The sequence below is a fragment of the Aerosticca soli genome (genome assembly GCF_003967035.1).
Taxonomy (GTDB): Bacteria; Pseudomonadota; Gammaproteobacteria; order Xanthomonadales; family Rhodanobacteraceae; genus Aerosticca; species Aerosticca soli.
This window is the reverse complement of record NZ_AP018560.1, coordinates 2,156,837-2,180,716: the sequence shown is the minus strand read 5'-3', so window position 1 is coordinate 2,180,716 and position 23,880 is coordinate 2,156,837. Positions and strand designations below refer to the sequence as shown.

The 23,880-nt window shown below is 66.7% G+C and carries 17 protein-coding genes, 4 tRNA genes and 1 pseudogene; 17 read left to right on the top strand and 5 right to left on the bottom strand.

Going from position 1 to position 23,880, the window contains the following annotated elements:
• The first annotated feature begins 16 nt into the window (after positions 1-16).
• From ruvC to ALSL_RS10255, 3 genes are read left to right on the top strand one after another with little or no spacing between them, the layout of a single operon-like run.
• Complete coding sequence (gene ruvC / locus ALSL_RS10265; protein WP_126538860.1) at positions 17-535, top strand: crossover junction endodeoxyribonuclease RuvC; 519 nt, start codon at positions 17-19, stop codon at positions 533-535.
• Positions 532-1,128, top strand: a complete 597-nt coding sequence (gene ruvA / locus ALSL_RS10260; protein WP_126538858.1) for a Holliday junction branch migration protein RuvA — start codon at positions 532-534, stop codon at positions 1,126-1,128. Before ruvC ends, ruvA begins: the two co-directional genes overlap by 4 nt.
• Positions 1,129-1,131: 3 nt before the next feature.
• Positions 1,132-3,033, top strand: a complete 1,902-nt coding sequence (locus tag ALSL_RS10255) for a potassium transporter Kup (RefSeq protein WP_126538856.1) — start codon at positions 1,132-1,134, stop codon at positions 3,031-3,033.
• A 16-nt stretch (positions 3,034-3,049) separates the two neighbouring features.
• Here the strand turns inward: ALSL_RS10255 and ALSL_RS10250 are convergent, their stop codons facing one another.
• From ALSL_RS10250 to ALSL_RS10230, 5 genes are all read right to left on the bottom strand, one after another.
• Complete coding sequence (locus ALSL_RS10250; protein ID WP_126538854.1) at positions 3,050-4,870, bottom strand: glycoside hydrolase family 15 protein; 1,821 nt, start codon at positions 4,868-4,870, stop codon at positions 3,050-3,052.
• Between the two features lie 66 nt (positions 4,871-4,936).
• The gene (glgP, locus tag ALSL_RS10245) at positions 4,937-6,628 is read right to left on the bottom strand and encodes an alpha-glucan family phosphorylase (protein WP_126538852.1); all 1,692 of its coding nucleotides are present in this window, start codon (positions 6,626-6,628) and stop codon (positions 4,937-4,939) included.
• A gap of 156 nt (positions 6,629-6,784) precedes the next feature.
• A complete protein-coding gene (locus ALSL_RS10240) occupies positions 6,785-9,865 on the bottom strand; it encodes a TonB-dependent receptor (protein WP_126538850.1) in 3,081 nt (1,026 codons plus the stop codon).
• 88 nt (positions 9,866-9,953) lie between these two features.
• Positions 9,954-10,976: a FecR family protein gene (locus ALSL_RS10235; protein ID WP_126538848.1), complete on the bottom strand. Its 1,023-nt coding sequence runs from the start codon at positions 10,974-10,976 to the stop codon at positions 9,954-9,956.
• Complete coding sequence (locus ALSL_RS10230; protein ID WP_126538846.1) at positions 10,948-11,514, bottom strand: RNA polymerase sigma factor; 567 nt, start codon at positions 11,512-11,514, stop codon at positions 10,948-10,950. The genes ALSL_RS10235 and ALSL_RS10230 overlap by 29 nt, the downstream gene beginning before the upstream one ends.
• A 121-nt stretch (positions 11,515-11,635) precedes the next feature.
• Between ALSL_RS10230 and ALSL_RS13860 the strand changes: the two are divergent.
• The 14 genes and pseudogenes from ALSL_RS13860 to rpoB form a co-directional block, all read left to right on the top strand.
• Positions 11,636-12,124, top strand: a pseudogene (locus tag ALSL_RS13860) (peptidase); the annotation flags it as partial.
• A gap of 462 nt (positions 12,125-12,586) precedes the next feature.
• Entirely contained in the window at positions 12,587-13,627 is a 1,041-nt protein-coding gene (locus ALSL_RS13755; protein ID WP_425479015.1) for an isoaspartyl peptidase/L-asparaginase family protein, read from the top strand.
• Positions 13,628-13,693: 66 nt separating this feature from the next.
• Positions 13,694-13,779, top strand: a tRNA-Tyr gene (locus tag ALSL_RS10220).
• Positions 13,780-13,987: 208 nt separating this feature from the next.
• Positions 13,988-14,061 (top strand) — tRNA-Gly (locus ALSL_RS10215).
• Positions 14,062-14,191: 130 nt separating this feature from the next.
• Positions 14,192-14,267 (top strand) — tRNA-Thr (locus ALSL_RS10210).
• A gap of 70 nt (positions 14,268-14,337) precedes the next feature.
• Positions 14,338-15,528, top strand: a complete 1,191-nt coding sequence (gene tuf, locus ALSL_RS10205) for an elongation factor Tu (RefSeq protein ID WP_126538823.1) — start codon at positions 14,338-14,340, stop codon at positions 15,526-15,528.
• Between the two features lie 104 nt (positions 15,529-15,632).
• Positions 15,633-15,708: transfer RNA gene (locus tag ALSL_RS10200), tRNA-Trp, on the top strand.
• Positions 15,709-15,777: 69 nt separating this feature from the next.
• On the top strand, positions 15,778-16,167 hold the full coding sequence (gene secE, locus ALSL_RS10195) for a preprotein translocase subunit SecE (protein WP_126538844.1): 390 nt from the start codon (positions 15,778-15,780) through the stop codon (positions 16,165-16,167).
• Positions 16,168-16,177: 10 nt separating this feature from the next.
• On the top strand, positions 16,178-16,738 hold the full coding sequence (gene nusG / locus ALSL_RS10190; RefSeq protein ID WP_126538842.1) for a transcription termination/antitermination protein NusG: 561 nt from the start codon (positions 16,178-16,180) through the stop codon (positions 16,736-16,738).
• A 222-nt stretch (positions 16,739-16,960) separates the two neighbouring features.
• On the top strand, positions 16,961-17,389 hold the full coding sequence (gene rplK / locus ALSL_RS10185) for a 50S ribosomal protein L11 (protein ID WP_126538841.1): 429 nt from the start codon (positions 16,961-16,963) through the stop codon (positions 17,387-17,389).
• Positions 17,390-17,392: 3 nt separating this feature from the next.
• Complete coding sequence (gene rplA, locus ALSL_RS10180; protein WP_126538839.1) at positions 17,393-18,103, top strand: 50S ribosomal protein L1; 711 nt, start codon at positions 17,393-17,395, stop codon at positions 18,101-18,103.
• 303 nt (positions 18,104-18,406) lie between these two features.
• Positions 18,407-18,940, top strand: a complete 534-nt coding sequence (rplJ, locus tag ALSL_RS10175; protein WP_126538837.1) for a 50S ribosomal protein L10 — start codon at positions 18,407-18,409, stop codon at positions 18,938-18,940.
• Positions 18,941-18,975: 35 nt separating this feature from the next.
• Positions 18,976-19,350: a 50S ribosomal protein L7/L12 gene (gene rplL / locus ALSL_RS10170; RefSeq protein WP_126538835.1), complete on the top strand. Its 375-nt coding sequence runs from the start codon at positions 18,976-18,978 to the stop codon at positions 19,348-19,350.
• A gap of 268 nt (positions 19,351-19,618) precedes the next feature.
• Positions 19,619-23,779 (top strand): DNA-directed RNA polymerase subunit beta, encoded by a 4,161-nt coding sequence (gene rpoB, locus ALSL_RS10165; RefSeq protein ID WP_126538833.1) that lies wholly within the window; start codon positions 19,619-19,621, stop codon positions 23,777-23,779.
• Positions 23,780-23,880 lie beyond the last annotated feature (101 nt).

The following is a 23,880-nucleotide window of genomic DNA, read 5'->3' as shown; positions in this document are numbered from 1 at the left end:
TTGGGCGCCGCTCGCCATGACCCGCATACTCGGCATCGATCCGGGCAGCCAGCGCACCGGCGTGGGGGTCATCGAGGTGGATGGCGCGGGGCGTCTGACGCACCATTTCCATGCCGCGCTGATGGTGGCGGGCGAGGCGGACTTTCCCGCCAGGCTCAAGCGCATTTTCGACGATCTGAACGCCATCATCGCCGACTATCGGCCGACCGAATGCGCGGTCGAGCGGGTGTTCATGGCACGCAACGCCGATTCGGCGCTCAAGCTTGGACAGGCCAGGGGTGCCGCGATCTGCGCGGCGGTGAGTCGGGGGATGGCCGTGCACGAATACGCAGCGACGGAAGTCAAACAGGCCGTGGTCGGCAGCGGCCGCGGCGACAAGACGCAAGTCCAGCACATGGTCGGCGTGCTGCTCGGGCTCAAGGGGCCGCTGCAGGCCGATGCCGCCGATGCGCTCGCCATCGCCGTGGCGCACGCGCACACCCGCTCGAGCCTCGAGCGCGTGGGCGTCGCGCGCAGTGCCTGGAGGCGCCGATGATCGGCCGGCTGCGCGGCACCCTGGTCTGGCGGCAGCCGCCCTGGCTGCTCATCGACGTCGGCGGCGTCGGCTACGAGCTGGAGGCGCCGATGTCGACCATTTACGACCTGCCGCCGCCCGGCCAGGAAGTGGTGCTGCTCACCCATCATGCGGTCAAGGAGGACAGCGTGGCGCTGTACGGCTTCCTGCGCGAAGCCGAGCGTGCGCTGTTCCGCAACCTGCAGAAGGTCAGCGGCATCGGTGCGCGCATCGCGCTGGCGGTGCTCTCGGGCGTCTCCACCGACGATTTCGCGCGGCTGGTGCAGGCCGGCGACATCGCCGCGCTGACGCGTATTCCCGGTATCGGCAAGAAGACCGCCGAACGCATCGTGGTCGAGCTGCGCGACCGCCTGGGCGGCGAGGCGGTGGCCGTGCGCCTGCCGGGCACCGGCGCCGTCCGTCCGGCCGATCCTGCCGGCGAGGCCGGCGCGGCGCTGCAGCAGCTCGGCTACAAGCCGGCCGAGGCGGCCCGGCTGATCCAGCAGGTCGCCGCCGAAGGCGACGATGCGGAGGCCATCATTCGCAAGGCGCTGCGCGCCGCGCTGGGAGGTTGAACGATGGAGCAGACAGGCACGCCCGTGGAGGGCGGCAGCGACGCCCGCCGCCGGCTGTTCAGGCTGGCGCTCGGCGCCATTGGCGTGGTGTTCGGCGACATCGGCACCAGCCCGCTCTACACCATGAAGGAAACCCTGGGCACGCACGGCATGACACCGACGCCGGCGGCCGTGCTCGGCGTGCTCTCGCTGATCCTGTGGTCGCTGATCATCGTGGTCTCGCTCAAGTACGTTATTTTCGTGATGCGTGCCGACAACAAGGGCGAGGGCGGCATCATGGCGTTGATGGCGTTGGCGCAACGCTCGGTCGGCCGCGCCGCGCGCATGCGCTGGTTGATCGGCATCCTCGGCATCTTCGGCGCCGCCCTGTTCTACGGCGACGGCGTGATCACCCCGGCGATCTCGGTGCTGGGCGCGGTCGAAGGCCTGGAGGTTGCCGCGCAGGGGCTGGACCGCTACGTGGTGGTGATCGCGCTCATCATTCTGGCCGGCATGTTCGCCCTGCAGCGCCACGGCACGCACGTGGTGGGCAAGGCGTTCGCGCCGGTGATGAGCCTCTGGTTCGTGGTGATCGCGCTGCTGGGCTTGCGCCAGATCCTCACCCATCCGCAGGCGTTGTATGCGGTCAATCCGCTGCATGCGGTGCACTTCTTCGCCAATCACGGGCTTGCTTCGTTCATCGCCCTGGGCGGCGTGGTGCTGTCGCTGACCGGCGCCGAGGCGCTGTATGCGGACATGGGCCACTTCGGCAAGCAGCCGATCCGGCGGGCCTGGTTCTGCTTCGTGCTGCCCGCGCTGCTGCTCAATTACTTCGGCCAGGGTGCGCTGCTGCTGCGCAATCCGCAGGCGATCGAGAGCCCGTTCTACTTGCTGGTGCCCGAGAGCCTGCTTTATCCGATGGTGGTGCTGGCCACCGCGGCGGCGGTGATCGCCTCGCAGGCGGTGATCTCGGGCGCCTTCTCGATGACCCGCGAGGCGATGTCGCTGGGCTATTCGCCGCGCATGATGGTGGTGCACACCTCGCGCGAGATGTCCGGGCAGATCTTCGTGCCCGGCGTGAACCGCATGCTGATGCTGCTGGTGTTCGGCGCGGTGATCGGGTTTCGCAGCTCGGAAAACCTGGGCGCCGCCTATGGCATCGCGGTGACCGGCACGATGACCGTCACCACCCTGCTCGCGCTGGTGGTGGCGCGGCGATTGTGGCATTGGCACTGGCTGGTGCTGGTGCCGGTCGGACTGTTGATGCTGGCGCTGGATCTGGCCTATTTCGGTGCCAACGTGCTCAAGATCGCCCATGGCGGCTGGTTCCCGCTGGTGCTCGGCGTGGTGGCGTTCGCGGTGATGACCACCTGGCGTCGCGGCCGCGAACTGGTGATGCGCGAGATCAAGCAGGGTGGCGTGGCGCTCGCCCCCTTCATCGCCAGCATCACCGAGCATCCGCCGCTGCGCGTGCCGGGCACGGCGGTGTTCCTCACCGCCAACCAGAGCGCGGTGCCGCATGCGTTGCTGCACAACCTCAAGCACAACAAGGTGCTGCACGAACGCAACGTGCTGTTGACCGTCGAGGTGCTGGAGACGCCGGTGGCCGAGGCCGAGGAGCGCATCACCCTGACGCCGCTCGGCAACGGTTTCTATGGTCTCGAACTGCGTTTCGGTTTTGCCGAGGATCCGAACATTCCGCTGGCGATGACGCAGTGCGCGCGTGTCGGCCTCACGTTCGACATGATGGACACCACGTTCTTCCTCTCGCGCGAGACCATCGTCGCCAATGCCCGCCGGCCGGGCATGGCGCTGTGGCGCGACAAGCTGTTCGCCTTCCTCGCCCGCAACGCGATGCCGGCCACGGCGTTTTTCCAGATCCCCGGCAACCGGCTGATCGAACTCGGCGCGCAGGTGGAGATTTGAGCGGACAGGTGCCGGCTCAGCGCCGCTTGCCGTCGCCGTCGGCGCGCTGCTCCGCCGGACCGAAGGCGCTCGCCAGGTTGTAGGCGGTGTTGATCAGCGCGATGTGCGAGAAGGCCTGCGGGAAGTTGCCGAGCTGGCGGCCGCCGCGCGGGTCGTATTCCTCGGCGAGCAGGCCGAGATCGTTGCGCAGGGCGAGCAGGCGCTCGAACAGGGCCACTGCATCGTCGCGCCGCCCGAGCAGCACGTAGGCATCGGCCAGCCAGAAGCTGCAGGCGAGAAACATGCCTTCGCCGCCGGGCAGGCCATCGTCGGCGCGCTCGGGCCGGTAGCGGCGCACCAGTCCATCGACCATCAGCTCGCGCTCGATCGCCTCGACGGTGGAGACGTAGCGCGGGTCGTCGGCGGGCAGGAAACCGACCTGCGCCAGCAGCAGCAGCGAGGCGTCCAGGGTGTCGCTGCCATAGGACTGCACGAAGGCCTGGCGGCGCTCGTTCCAGCCATGCCGATGCACGTCGTCGGCGATTTCCTTGCGGATGCGCCGCCAGTGCGCGACGGGGCCTTCGCGGCCGAAATCCTCGACCGCCCGCACGCCACGATCGAAGGCCACCCAGCACATCACCCGCGAGAAGGTGAAATGCCGCGCGCCGCCGCGCACTTCCCAGATGCCCTCGTCCGGTTCCCGCCAGACCTTTTCCAGCCGCTCCAGCAGGGCGAGCTGGAAGCCCCAGCCGTCGCCGTGCTGGAGACCCTGCTTGCGCGCGGCGTGGAAGGCGTCCATCAGCTCGCCGGCGACGTCGAGCTGGCGCTGCGCATAGGCGGCATTGCCCACGCGCACCGGACGGCTGTCGGCATAACCGGGCAGCCAGGGCAGTTCCAGCTCGGTCAGTCGCCGCTCGCCGGCCAGGCCATAGAGCACCTGCAATTGCCCGGGATCGCCGCCGGCCGCGCGCATCAGCCATTCGCTCCAGGCGGCGGCCTCGTCGCGATAGCCGGCGCCGAGCAGGGCATACAGGGTCAAGGTGGCATCGCGCAGCCAGCAGTAGCGGTAGTCCCAGTTGCGCACGCCGCCGGGTTCCTCGGGCAGCGAGGTGGTGGGCGCGGCGACGATGCCACCGGTCGGCGAGAAGGTCAGCGCCTTGAGCGTGATCAGCGAGCGCAGCACCGCCTCGCGCCAGGGATCGCCCTCAGGACGGTCGAAACGGCAGCGTCCGGACCAGTCGCGCCAGCGCGCGAGTGTCTCCTTGAGCTGGATGTCCCAGTCGCGCGGTATCCGCGCCGGGCGGTGCGAGGGATCGTAGGCGAGCACGAAGGGCACGTAGGCGCCGGCGCCGACGCTGAATTCGGCCACCGTGTGCAGCCCCCGCCCGTGCAGCGTCGCGGGCGTGTAGAGCCGCAGCGCGTCGGGTCCGGCCATCGCCACCAGGACGTCCTCGATGCGCCGCACCCACGGCATGATGTGACCGTAGTCGAAGCGGATGGTGAGCTGCATGCGCATGCGCACGTGGCCGGCCTCGCCACGCACCACGCGAATCAGCTCGACGTGATCCTCCTCCTCGCCGAAGGGCATGAAGTCGATCACGGTGACGCGACCGTCGGCGGTCTCGTGGGTGGTTTCCAGCACCGCCGTGCCGGGCACGTAACGGCGGCTGCTGCGCAGGACGGGGCCGGCCGGCGCGAGTTGCCAGTGGCCGTGCTCGGGACCGCCGAGCAGGGCCGCGAAGCAGGCGCCATCGTCGTAGTGCGGCAGGCAGAGCCAGTCGATGGAGCCGTCGCGCGCCACCAGGGCGCCGGTCAGGGTGTTGCCGATGTAGCCGTAGTCCTCGATCGGTTTGCTCATGGAATTCCAAAAGGCTTTTGATGGAAGACGCGCCGGGACGCCGCGGTCGAACGGCTGTTTGGGCCGTCAGCGCAGATAGGCCTCGGCCGCGTAGCGGCGCATCATGCGCTGGCTGTTGAAGCGCGGCGCGGTCTTGCTGATGCTGGCGCGCATCATGCCAAGCCAGCGTGCACGGTCCTGGTAGTAGCGCGGCAGCACTTTGTGCTCTAGGGTGTCGTACAGCTCGTTCGCATGGTCGCTTGCCGGCCCGCTGGCGCCGATGCCCCAGCCGGTGACGTCCTCGATCCAGCCCTCCCACCACCAGCCGTCGAGCACGCTGAGATTGAGCACGCCGTTGAGCGCGGCCTTCATGCCGCTGGTGCCGGAAGCCTCGAGCGGCGGCTGCGGCGTGTTGAGCCAGACGTCGGCGCCGGCGACCATCACCCGGGCCAGGTCGAGTCCGTAGTCGGGCAGGAAGGCGCCGGGGATCTCGCCGGCCAGCTCGCGCAGATGCGCATGGAGGGCGTGCACGAGCGCCTTGCCGGGCTCGTCGTGCGGATGCGCCTTGCCGGCGATCACCAGCTGGAATGGATGACGGGCATTGAGCGCGCGCAGGCGTGCCAGGTCGCTGAACAGGAGGTCCGGGCGTTTGTAGCCGGTGATGCGGCGGGCGAAGGCCAGGATCGGCAGGTCCATGCGCAGCTTGACGCCACCGAGCCGGGCGACGGTGTCGATCAGGTCCTGCTTGGCCGCATCGTGCGCCGACCACAGTTCGGTGTCGGTGAGCTGGTCGGCACGCACCAGTTCCTCGGGCTCGTGGGCCCAGTCCGCGGCCAGGCTCTGGAACAGATTGGCAAAGGCCGGATGCACCCAGCTGTGCGCATGGACGCCGTTGGTGATGGCGCGCACCACGTAGCCCGGAAACATTTTTCGCGCGGTCTCGGCATGCCGCTCGGCGACGCCGTTGACGTAGCCGCTCAGGTTGAGCGCGAGCCGGGTCATGTTGAGGCGGTCCTCACCGGCCAGCGGCTTGAGCTGGTCTTCGGGCAGAAAATCGCCGAGCAGGCGCATCGCCATCGCATAGTCGAAGCGGTCGTGACCGGCCTCGACCGGCGTGTGCGTGGTGAACACGCAATGCTCGCGCACCCATTCGGTGTCGTAGCGCAGCTGGCCCTCGGCGGGCACTTCCAGCGGATGCGGGTGGCGCTTGAGCAGCGCAGCGGTGAGCAGCGCGGCGTGGCCTTCGTTGAGGTGATAGATGCCGACCTCGAAACCGAGCGCGCGCAGCAGCCGTTCGCCGCCGATGCCGAGCACGATCTCCTGGCCCAGTCGATACGCATCGTCGCCGCCGTAGAGCCGGTCGGTGAGGCCGCGGTCGCGCGGATCGTTGTGCTCGAGCCGGGTGTCGAGCAGCAGCACCGGAATCTCATAGCCGTCGGCCGCCGCCAGCCGATAGAGCCAGGGCCGGATCCACACCGTGCGGCCCTCGACGGCGACGCCGACCATGGCATCGAGCGGGGTGGCCCAGTCGGCCACCCGCCAGGGATCGGGATGGTCGATCTGGCTGCCGTCGGCGGCGATTTCCTGGCGCAGGTAGCCCTCGTGGCTGGCCAGGGTGACGAACACCACCGGCAGGCGCAGGTCGGCGCAGGAGCGGGCGGTGTCGCCGGCCAGCACGCCGAGCCCGCCCGAATAGGTGTGCATTTCCGCACGCAGGGCGATTTCCATCGAGAAATACGCCACCCGCGTGCGGGCCAGGAAGGCATCGAGCGTGCTCATCGCAAACCAGCTCCGGCTGACGGGTGGTCAGTGTGGCATGGCTTTGCCAAGGCGTCAGGTGCAACACCGGGTCGCTGGCGAGTTGCCCGGGTGGCGGTCGATGATGCCGCAAGCCGGCCCCGCGTTCGAGCCGGGGCCGACGGGTGCTTGCAGCGCTTACAGCGGCGTGCCGCCGAACTTCCAGGTGAACTGCAGGTAATAGCTGCGTCCCACCGAATCGAACCAGGACACGTCGTAATAGGGATAGGGCGTGTAGGTGCGATCGCGCGGCGGCATGCGGTCTTGCAGGTTGTCCACCAGCAGGGCGAGCTCGGCGTGGTCGTTGAACTTGTATTGCACCGAGGCGTTGAAACGGTAGGTGGCGCCGACCCAGACCGGATCACCCTTCGACCGGTCTGCCTGCTGCGCATAGGACAGGTAGGTGGGCAGCCTTCCCAGCCGCTCGCCATGCAGGGTGGTCGTCCAGGCCTTGCGTTCCCACGACAGCGAGGCACTGGTCTTGGTGCGCGGGATGTCGTAGCCGCTGTTGACCGCGAACTCGTTGATGGTCGGATCACCTGGGTACTGCTGGATGTCGTGCTTGCGCACCCAGGTATGGTTGCCGACGAAGCGCAGGATGCCGATGCGGGTGTCCCAGCGCGCATGGGTGGTGATGTCGACGCCGCTGGTCTCCTCGCGCGCGACGTTGATCGGGTTGACGTAGACGCCGTAGAGCTTGCCGCTGCTGGTGCGCACCACGCGGGCCAGCGCATCCCGGCAGGTGGGCGAGTTGATGTCCACCGGCGTGCCGTCGGCTTTGCTGCCCAGGCGGCAGTTGGCTTCGTCCTGCAGCAGCGTGTCGGTGTCCAGATCCTGCACCTGGTTGCGCATGCGGATGCTGAAGTAGTCGGCCGAAATGTCGAAGCGATCGCTGGGCGACCACAACACACCGGCCGTCCAGGACGTGCTGGTCTCGGGCTTGAGCTTGCGATTGCCCTTGCGGGTGCGGATGACGTTCTCGTCGTTGTAATCGCAGTCGGCGATGGCGGTGCCCGATTCCTCGCTGCGACAGCGGTAGTAGTCCACGCCGGCGGTCTCGTCGTTGCCCTCGCCGGCGAACACGTAGTGCAGATCCGGGGCGCGGAAGGCGGTGCCGTAGGAGCCGCGCAGCAGCAGGCTGTCCACCGGCCGCCATTCCACGCCGCTGCTCCAGGTGAACTTGCCCGGCTGCTCGCCGGCGAAGCGGTAGCGGTCGTAACGGCCGGCCAGGCTCAGGTTCAGCGTCTGCAGCAGCGGCAGGCGCAATTCGCTGCCGAGCGCCCAGCGCGTACGGCTGCCGTGGCCGTCGGAATCGCGCCAGCTGTAGTAGTAGTACTGCGTGGCCAGCGGGTCAGGGTTGATGGCATAGCTTTGCGAGCCGTATTCGGCCACCGCGGCGAAACCCGCCGGGCCGCCCGGCAGCTCGAACAGGCTGGCGTCGGTGAGCGTGAAGGCCAGCGTGTCGTTGCGCGTCTTGGGGTGGTAGACGGTGTCCTTGGTGATGGCGTCGTACTCGGACCGGGTCAGTGGCGTGTACAGGCGGCTCGGGTCGGCGTTGAAGATGGGATAACCCGAATCGTCATCGACGCCCAGCTGCGGGCCGAGGAACAGCGCATTGGCCTTGCCGGCGATCGTCTGCGGCCAGCTCACGGTGGCGTGATACTGCGAGTGCGAGACCGAGGCCTCGTAGTCCCAGTCCTGTCCCAGCGTGCCCTTGAAGCCGGTGGCCACGCTCAGCGTGCGCTGGATGTCGGTGATCATGCCGTTGTTGAGACCGCCCATCTCCTCCGGCGTGAACTGGCGCTGCCAATACTCCACCTGGCCGGTGGCCTGGTTGTAGGAGTAGCCCTCCTCGTTGCCGTCGGGCGCCATGTAGCTCCACTGTTCGACGTCGCGGAACAGTTGCACCTTGTGGTAGCCCACTTGCAGATCGGCGAACCACTGCGTGCCGTTGCCGAAATCGTAGTGCGTCGACAGGTAGCCGTTGGCGCCGCGGTTCTTGCTGAGGATGGTGCCGTAGCCGATCGACTTGTCGCTGCCGCAGTAGTAGCCAGGGCCGTAATCGTCGATGGCCGGGTCATAGTCGCCATAACCCGGACGCGAGGCGCGGTAGGTGCTGCCGCGATTGAGATAGCTCAGCTTCGCGCAGGTGTCCGTGCCCGGATCGAGATAGGTGTCGTAGTAGTCGGTGCGCAGAAAGGTGCGCCGGGCGATGCGCGCGCCTGCCGTCGGCGCATCCTGGGTGGAATCCTGGATGCTGCGGTCGTAGGCCCACAGCGGCTTGTCGTCGTTGAGCTCGAGTCCGCCGAGCAGGGTGAAGCGCTCGTTGGAAAAACCCGAGGACAGGCTGAGCCGCTGCGACTGGCCGCCACCGCGGGTAGTGTCGCCGTAGCGGTAATCCACGGTGGTGCCGTCGGCCTTGTCCTTGAGGATGATGTTGACCACGCCGGCGATGGCGTCGGAGCCATACACCGCCGAGGCGCTGCCGGTCAGGATCTCGATGCGCTCGACCATGCCGAGCGGAATGTTGGAGATGTCGGTGAAGTTGCTGCGGCCCTTGAACGGCAGCGGGAAATCGGCGATGCGCCGGCCATTGACCAGCACCAGGGTGTGATTGGGGCCGAGTCCGCGCAGATCCACCTGCTGCGCGCCGGGCGAAAAGTCGGCGCCGCTGGCCGATTGCGGACTCTGCGTCTCGCCGCCGTTCTGGGTCATCGCGCGCAGCACGTCCGGCACGCTGACGAAGCCGTTCGCCTTGATGTCCTCGGCGGTGATCATCACCACCGGCGCCGGGCCTTCGATCTGGGCGCGGGCGATGCGCGAGCCGGTCACGGTCACGCCTTCCAGGCGCGTGGCGCGATCGGTCTCCGACTGCGGCGGGGCGGTGACGGGCGCCGGCTTGGTGCGTGCGGCGCCCTGGGCGGACTTGACGATGACCACCTCGCCGGAAGCCTCGCGGTGCACGGTAAAGCCGGTTCCCTGCAGCAACCGTTCCAGAGCCTCCGGTGCCGACAGCGTGCCGTGGACGCCCGGCGTGGTGAGCCCCTGCAACTGGTCGGCGCGATAGATGAACTGGGCGCCGGACTGGCGTGCCAGCGTGTCCAGAGCCTGCACCAGGTCCCCGGCGGGGACGTCGATGCGTTTGGTTGCATCCTGCGCATGGAGCGACAACGCCCATGCGCCGGCCAGAACGGACAGCGCGATACGTAACGAACCCATGGCCTCCCCCGTGGCGGTTCACACGTTTGCCGTGCATCTGCGCAAGACGAACGGGCGCGGCAAATCCCCCCTCGTCCGCGCAGTGCGGTCAGCGCGCGTGGAGCTCGATGACTTCGCCGTGACGCTCCGCGCGCACCGGAAAGCCCTGTTCGAGGAGCCGCACGAAGGCTTCGGTGTTGGTCCAGCGGAAGTTGCCGCCCAGAGGCAGCGAGGCGATGGACGCGTCGGCGATGACGAGTTTGCGCGTGCTGTAGCGATTGAGCTCCGCCACCGCCGCGGCGAGCGGCGTGTGGTGGAAGCTGACGTACCCCTGGCGCCAGCCGAGGTAGCGGTCGGCCTCCTCGAGCGGGAAGCTGCGTACCACGGTGCCGCCGTCGCTCACCAGCGCCAGGCTGCCGGCCGGCAGCAGGGTGGCCGGCGGCGCCTCGTCGGCGTGGGATTCCAGCCGCACCACGCCTTCGGTCACCACCACCCGCAGGTGACTGCCGTCGCGACGCACGGCGAAGCGGGTGCCGACGGCCACCACGCCGTGTTCGGCGGCTTCGACCACGAATGGCCGGGCCGGGTCCTTGCGCACCGTGAAATACGCCTCGCCCTGTTGCAGCTCGATATGCCGTTCACTGCGCGACAGCGACACCGCGATGCGGGTGTCGCTGCTCAGCGTGGCGCGCGAGCCGTCGGCCAGGGTGACTTCGGCCAGGCTGCCGACCGCGGTGGCGTAGCTGGCCCGCTGCACCGCCTGATGGCGCCAGCCAAGCCCGATCCCGATGGCGAGCAGCACGGCGGCGGCAGCGAGCATTCCAAACCGACGCAGCAGGCGGCCAGGACGGCGGCGCGACGGGTACGTCCTTGCCGTGGCCGCCGGTCGCCTCGGCCGGGCCGGCCATGCCCCCGCGGCAAGCGTCCCGGATCGTCCCGCGCCGAGTGCGCGCAGCCTGCCGCTCTCACTCCACGCCGCTTCGAGGCGCAGATAGGCCACCTTGTGCGCGGTGGCCGCGGCCAGCCAGGCCTCGAGCTCGGTTTGGTCGCGCGCGCTCCAGTGGTCGCCGTCCCGGCGCGCCAGCCACTGCGCCGCGGTGCGTTCAATCTGCCTGCTGCTGTCCGGGTTCATGCTGCCTGTCCATTGCCGAAGGCTGCGTCCTGTCGCTGCCGTAAAAATGATCCGCGATCAGTCGGATGCCCTTGGCGACCTGTTTCTCGACGGTCTTCTCGGTGATGCCCAGACGGGCCGCCACCGCCTTTTGCGGCAGTTCCTCCACCTTGCGCAACCAGACCACCTCGCGGCAACGGGCGGGCAGACGGTCGAAGGCATCGGCCAGTCGCTTCAGGATCTGTCGTGCGTCGAGGCGTCGCTCCGGGGAAATCTCGTCGATCAAGACGTTCAACGCGTCCAGATCACCCACGGCGTCGATCGAAACCACCCGGCTGCGGCGCAGGCGGTCGGTGATGAGGTGCCGTGCGGTGGCGAACAAAAAGGCCTTGGGCTGCGCAGGGCGCGTCTTGCCGGCCGCCTCGTAGACGCGCACATAAATCTCCTGGCGCAGATCGTGGATTTCGCCACGGTCGTGCCAGGCGCGCTGCAGAAAACGCAAGAGCGCGCCCTCATGCACCAGGATCTCATGAATGAACCAATGGTCCAGATCGCCCATGACCGCACCTTAGCGCGTTTCGAGGCGCCGGCTCGGGGGCGGTCAGCCGTGGGGGATATCGCGGCGCGGATCGTCAAAGGATGGGGCCGCGTCCGCGGTCCTGCGTTTCCAGGAGGGCGGGATGTTTGCAGAACCGGTTTGGCCACGCGTGCGGCGTTCTCTGCGCGCATTGCTGCCGTGGCTGATGCTTTGCGGTGCCGTCCTTTCCTTCGACGCTCACGCCGATTCGCCGCGCGTCAAGACGTACGACTACTACGCGATCGGTGACGTGCATGCGCCCACGCCCGGCAAGACCTCGACCGGCCTGATGCTGATGGGCGGCGGCGACTGGGTCGGCAAGGCCTTCAGCTGGCTCGCGGCCAAGAGCGGGCACGGCCATTTCCTGATCCTGCGCGCATCCGGCGGCGACGAATTGCAGCAGGAGATGTACCACCACATCGGCGGTGTGGTTTCGGTCGAGACGCTAGTGTTCCACGCGCGCGAGGCGGCCAGCGATCCGGCCGTGCTCGACATCGTTCGTCATGCCGACGGCATCTTCCTCGCCGGCGGCGACCAGTCCAACTACGTGCGCTACTGGAAAGACACGCCGCTCAGCGCCTTGCTCGATGCCCACGTGCGTGCGGGCAAGCCGATCGGCGGCAGCAGCGCCGGCCTGGCGGTGTTGGGCGGCCACGTCTACGGCGCGCTCGACGGCGGCAGCCTGCGCTCGCACGAAGCCCTGCGCGATCCTCTCGGGCCGGGCGTCACGCTGGTGGAGGATTTCCTGCACCTGCCGTATCTGCAGTACGTCATCACCGACACCCATTTCGACGCGCGCCAGCGGCTCGGGCGGTTGATCGCCTTCCTGGCCCGCCTGCAATACCAAGGCGCGACGGATGTCGTCGGCCTGGGCGTGGACGAGCGCACTGCGCTGTGCATCGAGGCCGATGGCAGCGGCCGGGTGTTCACCGCGCGCAACGGTTACGTGTGGCTGGTGCAGCCCACGCAGCCACCGGCGCCGCTCGTTGCCGGCGAGCCCTTGCAGGTGAAAGGGTGGCGTGTCACCGGGATCGGCCCGCAAAGCCACATCGACATGCGCGACCTGCGCGTGCGCAAGCCTGCCTTCCGCGCGCTGGCCGATGCCGGCGCAGGCACCTGGTCGCTGCGCGGCCAAGTGCAGCCGCTGCTCGTCATCCATGGCGGCGCCGGCGTCGAGCGCGCCGAGATGACGCCCGAGCGCGAAGCCAGGGCCCGGGATGCGCTCGCGCTGGCGTTGCGCCGCGGCTACGCGAGGCTGCAGGCCGGCGATTCGGCGCTGGATGCGGTGAGTGCGGCCATCGTGGTGCTGGAGGACGACCCGCTCTTCAACGCCGGCCGTGGCGCTGTGTTCACCCACGACGGACGCAACGAGCTGGACGCCTCGATCATGGACGGTCCCAGCCTGGCCGCCGGCGCGGTGGCCAACGTGCACCGGGTGAAAAACCCGGTGCTGCTGGCGCGCGCGGTGATGGAAAAATCGCCCCACGTGCTGCTGTTCGGCGATGGCGCCGAACAGTTCGCCGCCGAACAGGGCATCGCGCTGGTCGATCCTTCCTATTTCCGTACCGAGGAACGCTGGCAACAGCTGCAGAAGGCCCTGAAGGAGGATGCCGCAGGCAAGCGGGCCGCCACGGGCATGGCCACGCTGCGGCATTTCGGCACCGTCGGCGCGGTCGCGCGCGACAGCCAGGGACGGCTCGCCGCCGCCACCTCCACCGGCGGCATGACCGACAAGCGCTGGGGGCGCGTGGGTGATTCGCCGATCATCGGCGCCGGCACCTATGCCAACGCCGATTGCGCGGTATCGGGCACCGGCTGGGGCGAGTATTACCTGCGCGTTGCCGCCGCGCGCGACATCTGCCTGCGCATGAGCCTGCTGGGCGAGTCCGCTGCCATTGCGGGCCAAGCGGTGATCGAGGACGAGATCCCGTCGCTCGGCGGCGACGGCGGCGCGATCGTGTTGGGAGCCGACGGCGAAGTGGCGATGCCGTTCAACACCGAAGGCATGTATCGCGGCTGGATCGGCAGCGACGGCGTGCCGCACGTGGCGATCTACGCGCAGGACGCCCTCGCCCTGCCGTCGCCCGCGCCGTGAGGATCGGGTCCACTTCCCGGGTGTTGACAGCTCCTGGTGCGAATCACACAATAACCGTTCTTTGTTGGAGGGATACCCAAGCGGCCAACGGGGGCAGACTGTAAATCTGCTGGCTTACGCCTTCGGTGGTTCGAATCCACCTCCCTCCACCATTCCGGTCCGGCAAGACGGCTGGCGGAATGCGGAATGCCTGCATCGAGCCCGTGGACGTGGATTCGAGCCACCGACACGGGAATGATGGTTCGACGACCTCGCAGGAGGCGATGTCGATGCGCGACGCGAAAGCGGCGCGGCCCGGAGGCAGGGTCGGGAAGCCGGCGGATCGCGGCGTTTCCCTGTCATGAGGTAATGCCGCATCTTGCGGGAGTAGTTCAATGGTAGAACCTCAGCCTTCCAAGCTGATGGTGCGGGTTCGATTCCCGTCTCCCGCTCCATGACTGCTTGCCGCTGACAGCATTGTTGACGCCAGCAGGATGTCATCGGCCGCTGGCGTTCCGGTTTTGAAAGTCCGGCATGGAGGTCGGTCTGATCTACGCCATCAAGGATGGATGGCCGAAAACACAAGCTCATGTAGCTCAGTCGGTAGAGCACTTCCTTGGTAAGGAAGAGGTCGCTGGTTCGATTCCAGTCATGAGCACCACTCGCAAGGGTCGCCAGGCCGGCTCGTTTCCTCCAACTTCCTTCACAGACTCCATCGGGGTTTTACGCTCATGGCAAAGGGAAAATTCGAACGCACCAAGCCGCACGTGAACGTGGGGACGATTGGTCACGTGGATCACGGCAAGACGACGCTGACGGCGGCGCTGACGAAGATCGGCGCGGAGCGTTTTGGCGGCGAGTTCAAGGCATATGACCAGATTGATGCGGCGCCGGAAGAGAAGGCGCGCGGCATCACGATTTCGACGGCGCACGTGGAGTACGAGTCGCCGAAGCGTCATTACGCGCACGTGGACTGCCCTGGGCACGCGGATTATGTGAAGAACATGATCACGGGTGCGGCGCAGATGGATGGTGCGATCCTGGTGGTGAGCGCGGCGGACGGTCCGATGCCGCAGACGCGCGAGCACATTCTGCTGGCGCGTCAGGTGGGCGTGCCGTACATCGTGGTGTTCCTGAACAAGGTCGACATGGTGGACGACGCCGAGCTGCTCGAGCTGGTGGAGATGGAGGTGCGCGAGCTGCTCAGCAAGTACGACTTCCCTGGCGACGACGTGCCGATCATCAAGGGTTCGGCGCTGAAGGCCTTGGAGGGTGACCAGAGCGAGATCGGCGTGCCCTCGATCATCAAGCTGGTGGATGCGCTGGACGAGTACATTCCCGAGCCCAAGCGCGACATCGACAAGCCGTTCCTGATGCCGGTGGAGGACGTGTTCTCGATCTCCGGCCGCGGCACGGTGGTGACCGGTCGTGTGGAGCGGGGCATCGTCAAGGTGGGCGACGAGATCGAGATCGTCGGGCTGCGTCCGACGATGAAGACCACGGTGACGGGCGTGGAGATGTTCCGCAAGCTCCTGGATCAGGGTCAGGCGGGCGACAACGTGGGACTGCTGCTGCGCGGCACCAAGCGCGACGAGGTGGAGCGTGGACAGGTGCTGGCCAAGCCGGGCACGATCACGCCGCACACCGACTTCGAGGCCGAGGTGTACGTGCTGAGCAAGGAGGAGGGTGGCCGTCACACGCCGTTCTTCAAGGGCTACCGGCCGCAGTTCTACTTCCGCACCACGGACGTGACCGGTGCGGTGCAGCTGCCGGAGGGCGTGGAGATGGTGATGCCGGGCGACAACGTGAAGATGGTGGTGTCGCTGATCGCGCCGATCGCCATGGACGAGGGCCTGCGCTTCGCCATCCGCGAGGGTGGCCGTACCGTCGGCGCCGGCGTCGTCGCCAAGATCCTCAAGTAAGGCTTGGAGCATCGGCAGCGGGGAATGGTGAACGGGAAACGGCCAAACATCGGCTTTCCGGTTCACCATGCCTTGGCTTTTACCCTTCTCCGGAACACTTTCATACGCCAGTAGCTCAATTGGCAGAGCAGCGGTCTCCAAAACCGCAGGTTGGGGGTTCGAGTCCCTCCTGGCGTGCCAATTCGCGAGGAAGTCAGCGGCACCGGCAGCGCCGATACCCAAGGTCGCTGCCATGCCAGTCCAGCGTGCATGAATACCAAGGCAGAACAACCCAAGGGCGCCGGCGGCGCCGATACCGCCAAGCTGGTCCTCGCGTTCCTGGTCCTCGCTGCCGGCATTTTCGCCTATTCCTGGCTGGGCAGCGGTGACCGGCTGTCGCCTGCCGTGCGCATGCTCATCGTGCTGGTGGCGCTGGTCGCCTCGCTGGGCATCGCGGCCTTTACCGCGGTCGGGCGCCGCGTGCGCGGATTTCTGATCGAATCGCAGTACGAGCTGCGCAAGGTCGTCTGGCCCACGCGCGAGGAAACCTTGAAGACCACCGGCGTGATCATCGTCGTGGTCGTCATCCTGTCGCTGCTGCTCGGACTCATCGATTTGGTCCTGAAGGCGGTCGTGCTCGATTGGCTGCTCAAGTTGTGAGGACAAGACCATGAGCAAGCGTTGGTACGTGGTGCACGCCTATTCGGGTTTCGAGAACGCGGTCAAGCGGTCGCTCCAGGAGCGCATCGCGCGCGCGGGCATGCAGGACAAGTTCGGTGAAGTGCTGGTGCCGACCGAGGAAGTGATCGAGATGCGCGGCGGCCAGAAGCGCCGCAGCGACCGCAAGTTCTTTCCCGGCTACGTGCTGGTGCAGATCGAGACCAATACCGAGGGCAAGGCGCCGCGCATCGACGATGAGTGCTGGCATCTGGTCAAGGAAACGCCCAAGGTGATGGGTTTCATCGGCGGTACGGCTGACCGGCCCCTGCCGATCAAGGACAGCGAGGCCGAGGCCATCCTCAACCGCGTGCGCGAGGGCGTCGAGAAGCCCAAGCCGAAGGTGCTGTTCGAGCCGGGCGAAATGGTGCGCGTCATCGACGGCCCCTTCAACGACTTCAATGGCGTCGTGGAGGAGGTCAATTATGAAAAGAGCCGCCTGCGCGTCGCGGTGTTGATCTTCGGGCGCTCCACGCCGGTCGAACTCGAGTTCGGGCAGGTCGAGAAGGCTTGATGAGGCACGGCTGGGCCTGATCGCCCGGCCGCCGGTCTTGAAGTCATCGCAGCGGCATGCGCCTTGCATGGGCGCTCGCACGCGCGTAAACTACGCAGTTCACCGCTCGCCATTGGCGAGCGAGCAGGCTTTTCGGAGGCGCAGGAGGCGCGTCCGTCACCGTCACGGAGCGACGCAGGGCGAGGAGCCTAACCGGCGCCTGTACTCGCGAGGTGCATTTTCATGGCAAAGAAAGTCGTAGGCTACATCAAGCTGCAGGTCAAGGCCGGGCAGGCCAATCCTTCCCCGCCGGTGGGTCCCGCGCTCGGCCAGCGCGGTCTCAACATCATGGAATTCTGCAAGGCGTTCAACGCCGCCACGCAGAAGATGGAGCCGGGGTTGCCGATTCCGGTCATCATCACGGCCTACTCCGACCGCAGCTTCACCTTCGTCACCAAGACCCCGCCGGCCACCGTGCTGATCAAGAAGGCCGTGGGCGTCGCCAAGGGATCTTCCAAGCCCAATACCGATAAGGTGGGCAAGATCACCCGCAAGCAGCTGGAAGACATCGCCAAGCAGAAGGAGCCCGACCTGACGGCGGCGAGTCTGGATGCGGCCGTGCGTACCATCGCCGGCAGCGCGCGCAGCATGGGTCTGGTGGTGGAGGGATAAGACATGGCAAAGCTTTCCAAGCGTCTACGTGCGGCCAGGGCCGCAGTGCAGCCGGGCAAGGTCTATCCGCTCGAGGAGGCGATCAAGGTCGTCAAGCAGACGGCCACGGCCAAATTCGTCGAATCGGTAGACGTGGCGGTGCGCCTCGGCATCGATGCCAAGAAGTCCGACCAGGGCGTGCGCGGTTCCTCGTTGCTGCCCCACGGTACCGGCAAGACGGTCAAGGTGGCAGTGTTCTGCCCGCCCGGCGAGAAGGCCGAGGCTGCCAAGGCGGCGGGTGCCGATGCGGTCGGCATGGAGGATCTGGCCGAGCGCATGCAGGCCGGCGAGCTCGATTTCGGTCGTGTGATCGCCACGCCCGATGCGATGCGCGTGGTCGGTCGCCTCGGCCAGCTGCTCGGGCCGCGCGGCCTGATGCCCAATCCGAAGGATGGCTCGGTCACCGCCGACGTGGTCACCGCGGTGAAGAACGCCAAGGCGGGCCAGGTCAAGTTCCGCAACGACAAGGCGGGCATCGTCCATGCCAGCATCGGCAAGGCCGATTTCGCCCCGGAGCAGCTTGCCGACAATCTCAACGCGCTGATCGCCGATCTCATGAAGGCCAAGCCCGCGGCTGCCAAGGGCCAATACCTGCAGAAGGTCGCGCTGTCCAGCACCATGGGCGTGGGCGTGCCGGTCGATACCTCGACCTTGCAGGCGGCCGCGGCCAAGTAAGGGTTTTGAGCCCGCGTGACTTCAGGTCATGCGGGCAAGTTTGAGGGTAGTTCCGGTTCATCCCGGGACCGCCGTCAAAGACCGCAGGCGCAGCCAGGGTGGTATGGGGCTTACCCGCCATCCCGCGCTGCTTAATAAGGCATCGGCCCGCCTGCGCAGATGGTGCCGCCCCGCCGGAATCGCTGTTTCTGGTCAGGCACACCAGACGGAACGCCCGCCGGGCGTTCCCGATGTCAAGGATGACGTCGCCTCGGGACCGCTAAACGGCAGGAGCCGGCGCGGAATATCATTTGGAGGAGTGCCATGGCTCTTAATCTCTCACAGAAGCAAGAGGTCGTCGCCGAGCTGGCGAAGATCGCCGCGCAGGCGCACTCCTTGGTCGCAGCCGAGTATGCGGGCACCACGGTCGAACAGATGACCGCGATGCGCAAGAAGGCGCGCGAGTCCGGCGTGTTCCTGAAAGTCGTCAAGAACACGCTGGCGGCGCGGGCCGTCTCGGGAACCGGATTCGAGGTCGTCAAGGACGCCCTGACCGGACCCTTGCTCTACGCATTTTCGCTGGAGGAGCCCGGTGCCGCCGGACGCCTGATCAAGGAATTCGCCAAGACCAACGACAAGCTGAAACCCAAGGTCGTTTCGATGGAAGGCAAGCTGCTGCCGGCCGCGCACGTGGACGTGCTGGCCGCGTTGCCGACCCGCGAACAGGCCCTGGCGATGCTGGCCCGTGTGTTGGCTGAGCCCGCCGCCATGCTGGCGCGCGCCATCAAGGCCGTGGCCGACAAGCAGGGTGCCGGCGAGGCGCCTGCTGCCGCGGCGCCGGCCGAAGCCGAAGCTTGAGTTTTCCACTCGACCGCATTCAAAGGTAAACAACAATGTCCCTGACCAACGAACAGATCGTCGAGGCCGTCGCCTCGAAGTCGCTGATGGAAGTGATGGACCTGGTGAAGGCCATCGAAGAGAAGTTTGGCGTGTCCGCCGCCGCGCCGGTGGCGGTGGCTGCCGGTCCTGCGGCCGCCGCGCCCGCCGCGGAGGAGCAGACCGAGTTCAACGTGATCCTGGCGGCTGCCGGCGAGAAGAAGGTCGAGGTGATCAAGGCCGTGCGTGCCATCACCGGCCTGGGCCTCAAGGAAGCCAAGGACCTGGTCGAAGGCGCGCCGCAAGTCGTGAAGGAAGGCGTTTCCAAGGAAGAGGCCGAGAAGTTCAAGAAGGATCTGGAAGCTGCCGGCGCCAAGGTCGAACTGAAGTAATTGGCGCCCTTGCGCGCCGCAGTTCGATCACGTGCGATGCAAGCCTGGGGGTGTGAGCCCCCGGGCTTTGCCTGTTGTGATGATATGCACCTTTGTCTGTTTCCATTCTGGATCACCCGACCTTTTCAGAAGACAGCAATGAAGCGTTCCGCGGCTTGATTCCTGTCTTTTGGCTGTCGCGTCGTGTACGGCGCGGTCTTCCATCCCCTTTCCATGTTTGCCGCGTGTGTGAACACCGGCGTCACTGCGATCCGAGGCGTCACCGACCATGACCTACTCGTTTACCGAGAAAAAGCGCATCCGCAAGGATTTTGGCAAGCGTCCCCCCGTGCTGGACGTGCCGAACCTCCTGTCGATTCAGACCGATTCCTATCGGGAGTTCCTGCAGGCGGACGTCAATCCGAAAAAGCGCGAAGACAAGGGTCTGCACGCCGCCTTGAAGTCGGTGTTCCCCATCGTGAGCTATTCGGGCAATGCCGCGCTCGAATACGTCGACTATCGCCTCGGCGAGCCGCCGTTCGACGAGCGCGAATGCCGCAACCGCGGCATGACCTACGGCGCGCCGCTGCGCGTGACCGTGCGCCTGGTCATCTACGACAAGGACAGCCCGGCCTCGAAGAAGGCGGTGAAGTACGTGAAGGAGCAGGAGGTCTACATGGGCGAGATTCCGCTCATGACCGAGACTGGCACCTTCATCATCAACGGCACCGAGCGGGTGATCGTCTCGCAGCTGCATCGCTCGCCGGGCGTGTTCTTCGACCACGACCGCGGCAAGACGCACAGCTCGGGCAAGCTCTTGTTCTCCGCCCGCGTGATTCCCTACCGCGGCTCGTGGCTGGACTTCGAGTTCGATCCCAAGGACGCGCTGTTCACCCGTATCGACCGGCGCCGGAAGCTGCCGGTGACGGTGCTGCTGCGCGCGCTCGGCTACACCAACGAGGAGATGCTCGCCATCTTCTTCGAGCACAACGTGTTCCATCTGGGCAAGCAGGGCGGCACCACGCTGGAGCTCGTGCCCGAGCGCCTGCGTGGCGAGACGCTGGGCTTCGATCTCATGATCGGCGACCGCGTGCTGGTCGAGGCCGGCAAGCGCATCACTGCGCGCCACGTGCGCCAGCTGGCCGGCGAGAACATCACCACGCTCGAGGTGCCGGACGACTACCTGGTCGGACGCATCCTGGCCGTGGACATGGTCGACACCAAGACCGGCGAACTGCTGGCCGCCGCGAACGACGAGCTCACCGCCGAGCAGATCGAGAAGTTCCGCAAGGCCGGCATCGAGCGCGTGCCGACGCTGTACGTCAACGATCTCGATCGCGGCGCGTACATCTCGCACACCCTGCGCATCGACAATACGCGCACCCAGCTCGAAGCCCTGGTCGAGATCTACCGCATGATGCGTCCCGGCGAGCCGCCGACCAAGGACGCCGCGCAGAACCTGTTCTACAACCTGTTCTTCACCTTCGACCGCTACGACCTCTCGGCCGTGGGCCGCATGAAGTTCAACCGCCGCGTCGGCCGCAAGGAAATCACCGGCCCCGGCGTGCTCTACGACCACAAGTACTTCCGCGAGCTCAAGTACGAGGAGGCGCAGGCGCTGGTCGCCTCGCAGGGCGACCAGTCCGACATCCTCGACGTGCTCAGGGTGCTAATCGACATCAAGAACGGCCACGGCACGGTGGACGACATCGACCACCTCGGCAACCGTCGCGTGCGTTCGGTCGGCGAGATGGCGGAAAACACTTTCCGCATCGGTCTGGTGCGCGTCGAGCGCGCGGTCAAGGAGCGGCTGTCGCTTGCCGAATCGGAAGGGCTGACCCCGCAGGAACTCATCAATGCCAAGCCGGTGGCGGCCGCGATCAAGGAGTTCTTCGGCTCCTCGCAGCTGTCACAGTTCATGGACCAGAACAATCCGCTTTCCGAAGTCACCCACAAGCGCCGCGTCTCCGCGCTGGGGCCGGGCGGCCTCACGCGCGAGCGTGCCGGCTTCGAGGTGCGCGACGTGCATCCGACCCATTACGGGCGCGTGTGCACCATCGAGACGCCGGAAGGCCCGAACATCGGCCTGATCAATTCGCTGGCCGTGTATGCGCGCACCAACCAGTACGGCTTCCTGGAAACGCCGTACCGCAAGGTCGTGGACGGCAAGGTCACCAACCAGGTGGACTATCTGTCGGCGATCGAGGAAGGCGACCACGTCATCGCGCAGGCCAACTCGCCGCTGGACAAGGACGGCCGCTTCGTCGAGGAATTCGTTTCCTGCCGCGTGCGCGGCGAATCCGAGCTGCGTCCGGCCGCCGAGGTCGACTACATGGACGTCTCGCCGATGCAGACGGTGTCGGTGGCGGCCGCGCTGGTGCCGTTCCTGGAGCACGACGACGCCAACCGCGCGCTGATGGGCGCCAACATGCAGCGTCAGGCAGTGCCCACGCTGCGCAGCGAGGCGCCGCTGGTCGGCACCGGTATCGAGCGCGCGGTGGCGCGCGACTCGGGCGTGACCGTCACCGCGCGCCGCGGCGGCGTGATCGACCAGGTCGATGCCGCCCGTATCGTGGTGCGCGTCAACGAGGACGAGGTCGGCGAGAACGATGCCGGCGTGGACATCTACACGCTGACCAAGTACACCCGCTCCAACCAGAACACCAACCTGAACCAGCGTCCGCTGGTCAACGTGGGTGACGTGGTGGCCAAGGGCGATACGCTGGCGGACGGCTCGTCCACCGACCTGGGCGAGCTCGCGCTCGGCCAGAACATGCTGATCGCGTTCATGCCGTGGAACGGCTACAACTTCGAGGACTCGATCCTGCTTTCCGAGCGGGTCGTGCAGGAGGACCGCTACACCTCGATCCACATCGAGGAGCTGGCCTGCGTCGCCCGCGACACCAAGCTCGGTCCGGAGGAGATCACCGCCGACATCCCCAACGTGGGCGAGCAGGCGCTGGCGCGGCTGGACGAATCCGGCATCGTCTACATCGGTGCCGAGGTGAAGGCCGGCGACATCCTGGTCGGCAAGGTCACGCCCAAGGGCGAGAGCCAGCTCACGCCGGAGGAAAAACTCCTGCGCGCGATCTTCGGCGAGAAGGCCTCCGACGTGAAGGATTCCAGCCTGCGCGTGCCGCCGGGCATGGACGGCACGGTCATCGACGTGCAGGTGTTCACCCGCGACGGCATCGAGAAGGACAAGCGCGCCAAGCAGATCGAGGAAATGGAGATCAAGCGGATCCGCAAGGATTTCGACGACCAGTTCCGCATCCTCGAAGGGGCGATCTACAACCGTCTGCGCGCGCAGCTGGTCGGCAAGGTCGTCAACAGCGGTCCAGGTGGCTTGAAGCGCGGCGCGGAGATCACCCACGAGTACCTGGACGGCCTCAAGAAGGACGACTGGTTCAAGATCAACGTCAAGGACGAGGCCGTGGCCGAGTTCCTCGAGCGCGCCGCCGAGCAGATCAAGCGACACAAGGAAGAGTTCGACAAGCGCTTCAAGGAGAAGCAGGCCAAGATCACCCAGGGCGACGATCTCGCCCCGGGCGTGCTCAAGATGGTCAAGGTGTTCCTGGCGGTGAAGCGCCGCATCCAGCCGGGTGACAAGATGGCCGGCCGGCACGGCAACAAGGGTGTGGTGTCCAACGTGGTGCCGGTCGAGGACATGCCGTTCATGGCCGACGGTACGCCGGTGGACATCGTGCTCAATCCGCTGGGTGTGCCGAGCCGCATGAACATCGGCCAGATCCTGGAGGTGCATCTGGGCTGGGCGGCCAAGGGCCTTGGCAGGAAGATCCAGGACATGCTCGAGGCGCAGGCCAAGGTCAAGCAGATCCGCGAGTTCCTCGACCAGATCTACAACCACCACGTCGCCGGCGCGGTGCAGCACGTCGATCTGGATTCGCTGACCGACGAGGAGATCCTCACCCTGGCCAGGAATCTGCAGAAGGGCGTGCCGATGGCCACGCCGGTGTTCGACGGCGCGGAAGAGTCCGAGATCAAGGCGATGCTGAGGCTGGCGGGTCTGCCGGAGTCGGGCCAGACCACGCTGTACGACGGCCGCACCGGCGAGGCCTTCGATCGTCCGGTCACCGTCGGCTACATGCACTACCTCAAGCTCAACCATCTGGTCGACGACAAGATGCACGCGCGTTCCACCGGGCCGTACTCCTTGGTCACCCAGCAGCCGCTGGGCGGCAAGGCGCAGTTCGGCGGCCAGCGCTTCGGCGAAATGGAAGTGTGGGCGCTGGAGGCTTACGGCGCGGCCTACACCTTGCAGGAGATGCTGACGGTGAAATCCGACGACGTGCAGGGCCGCAACCAGATGTACAAGAACATCGTCGACGGCAACCACGAGATGGTCGCGGGCATGCCCGAGTCCTTCAACGTGCTCGTGAAGGAAATCCGCTCGCTCGGTATCGATATCGATCTGGAAGAAGTGAAGTGAGTGGGTCTTGAGCGGGCGTTGAGTGCGGGGAAGCGGGGCTGAAGGTCCCCCTTCCCAGGCTCGACGCCCGTCATCGCCCGATTCTCCTTGCCCATTCCCGA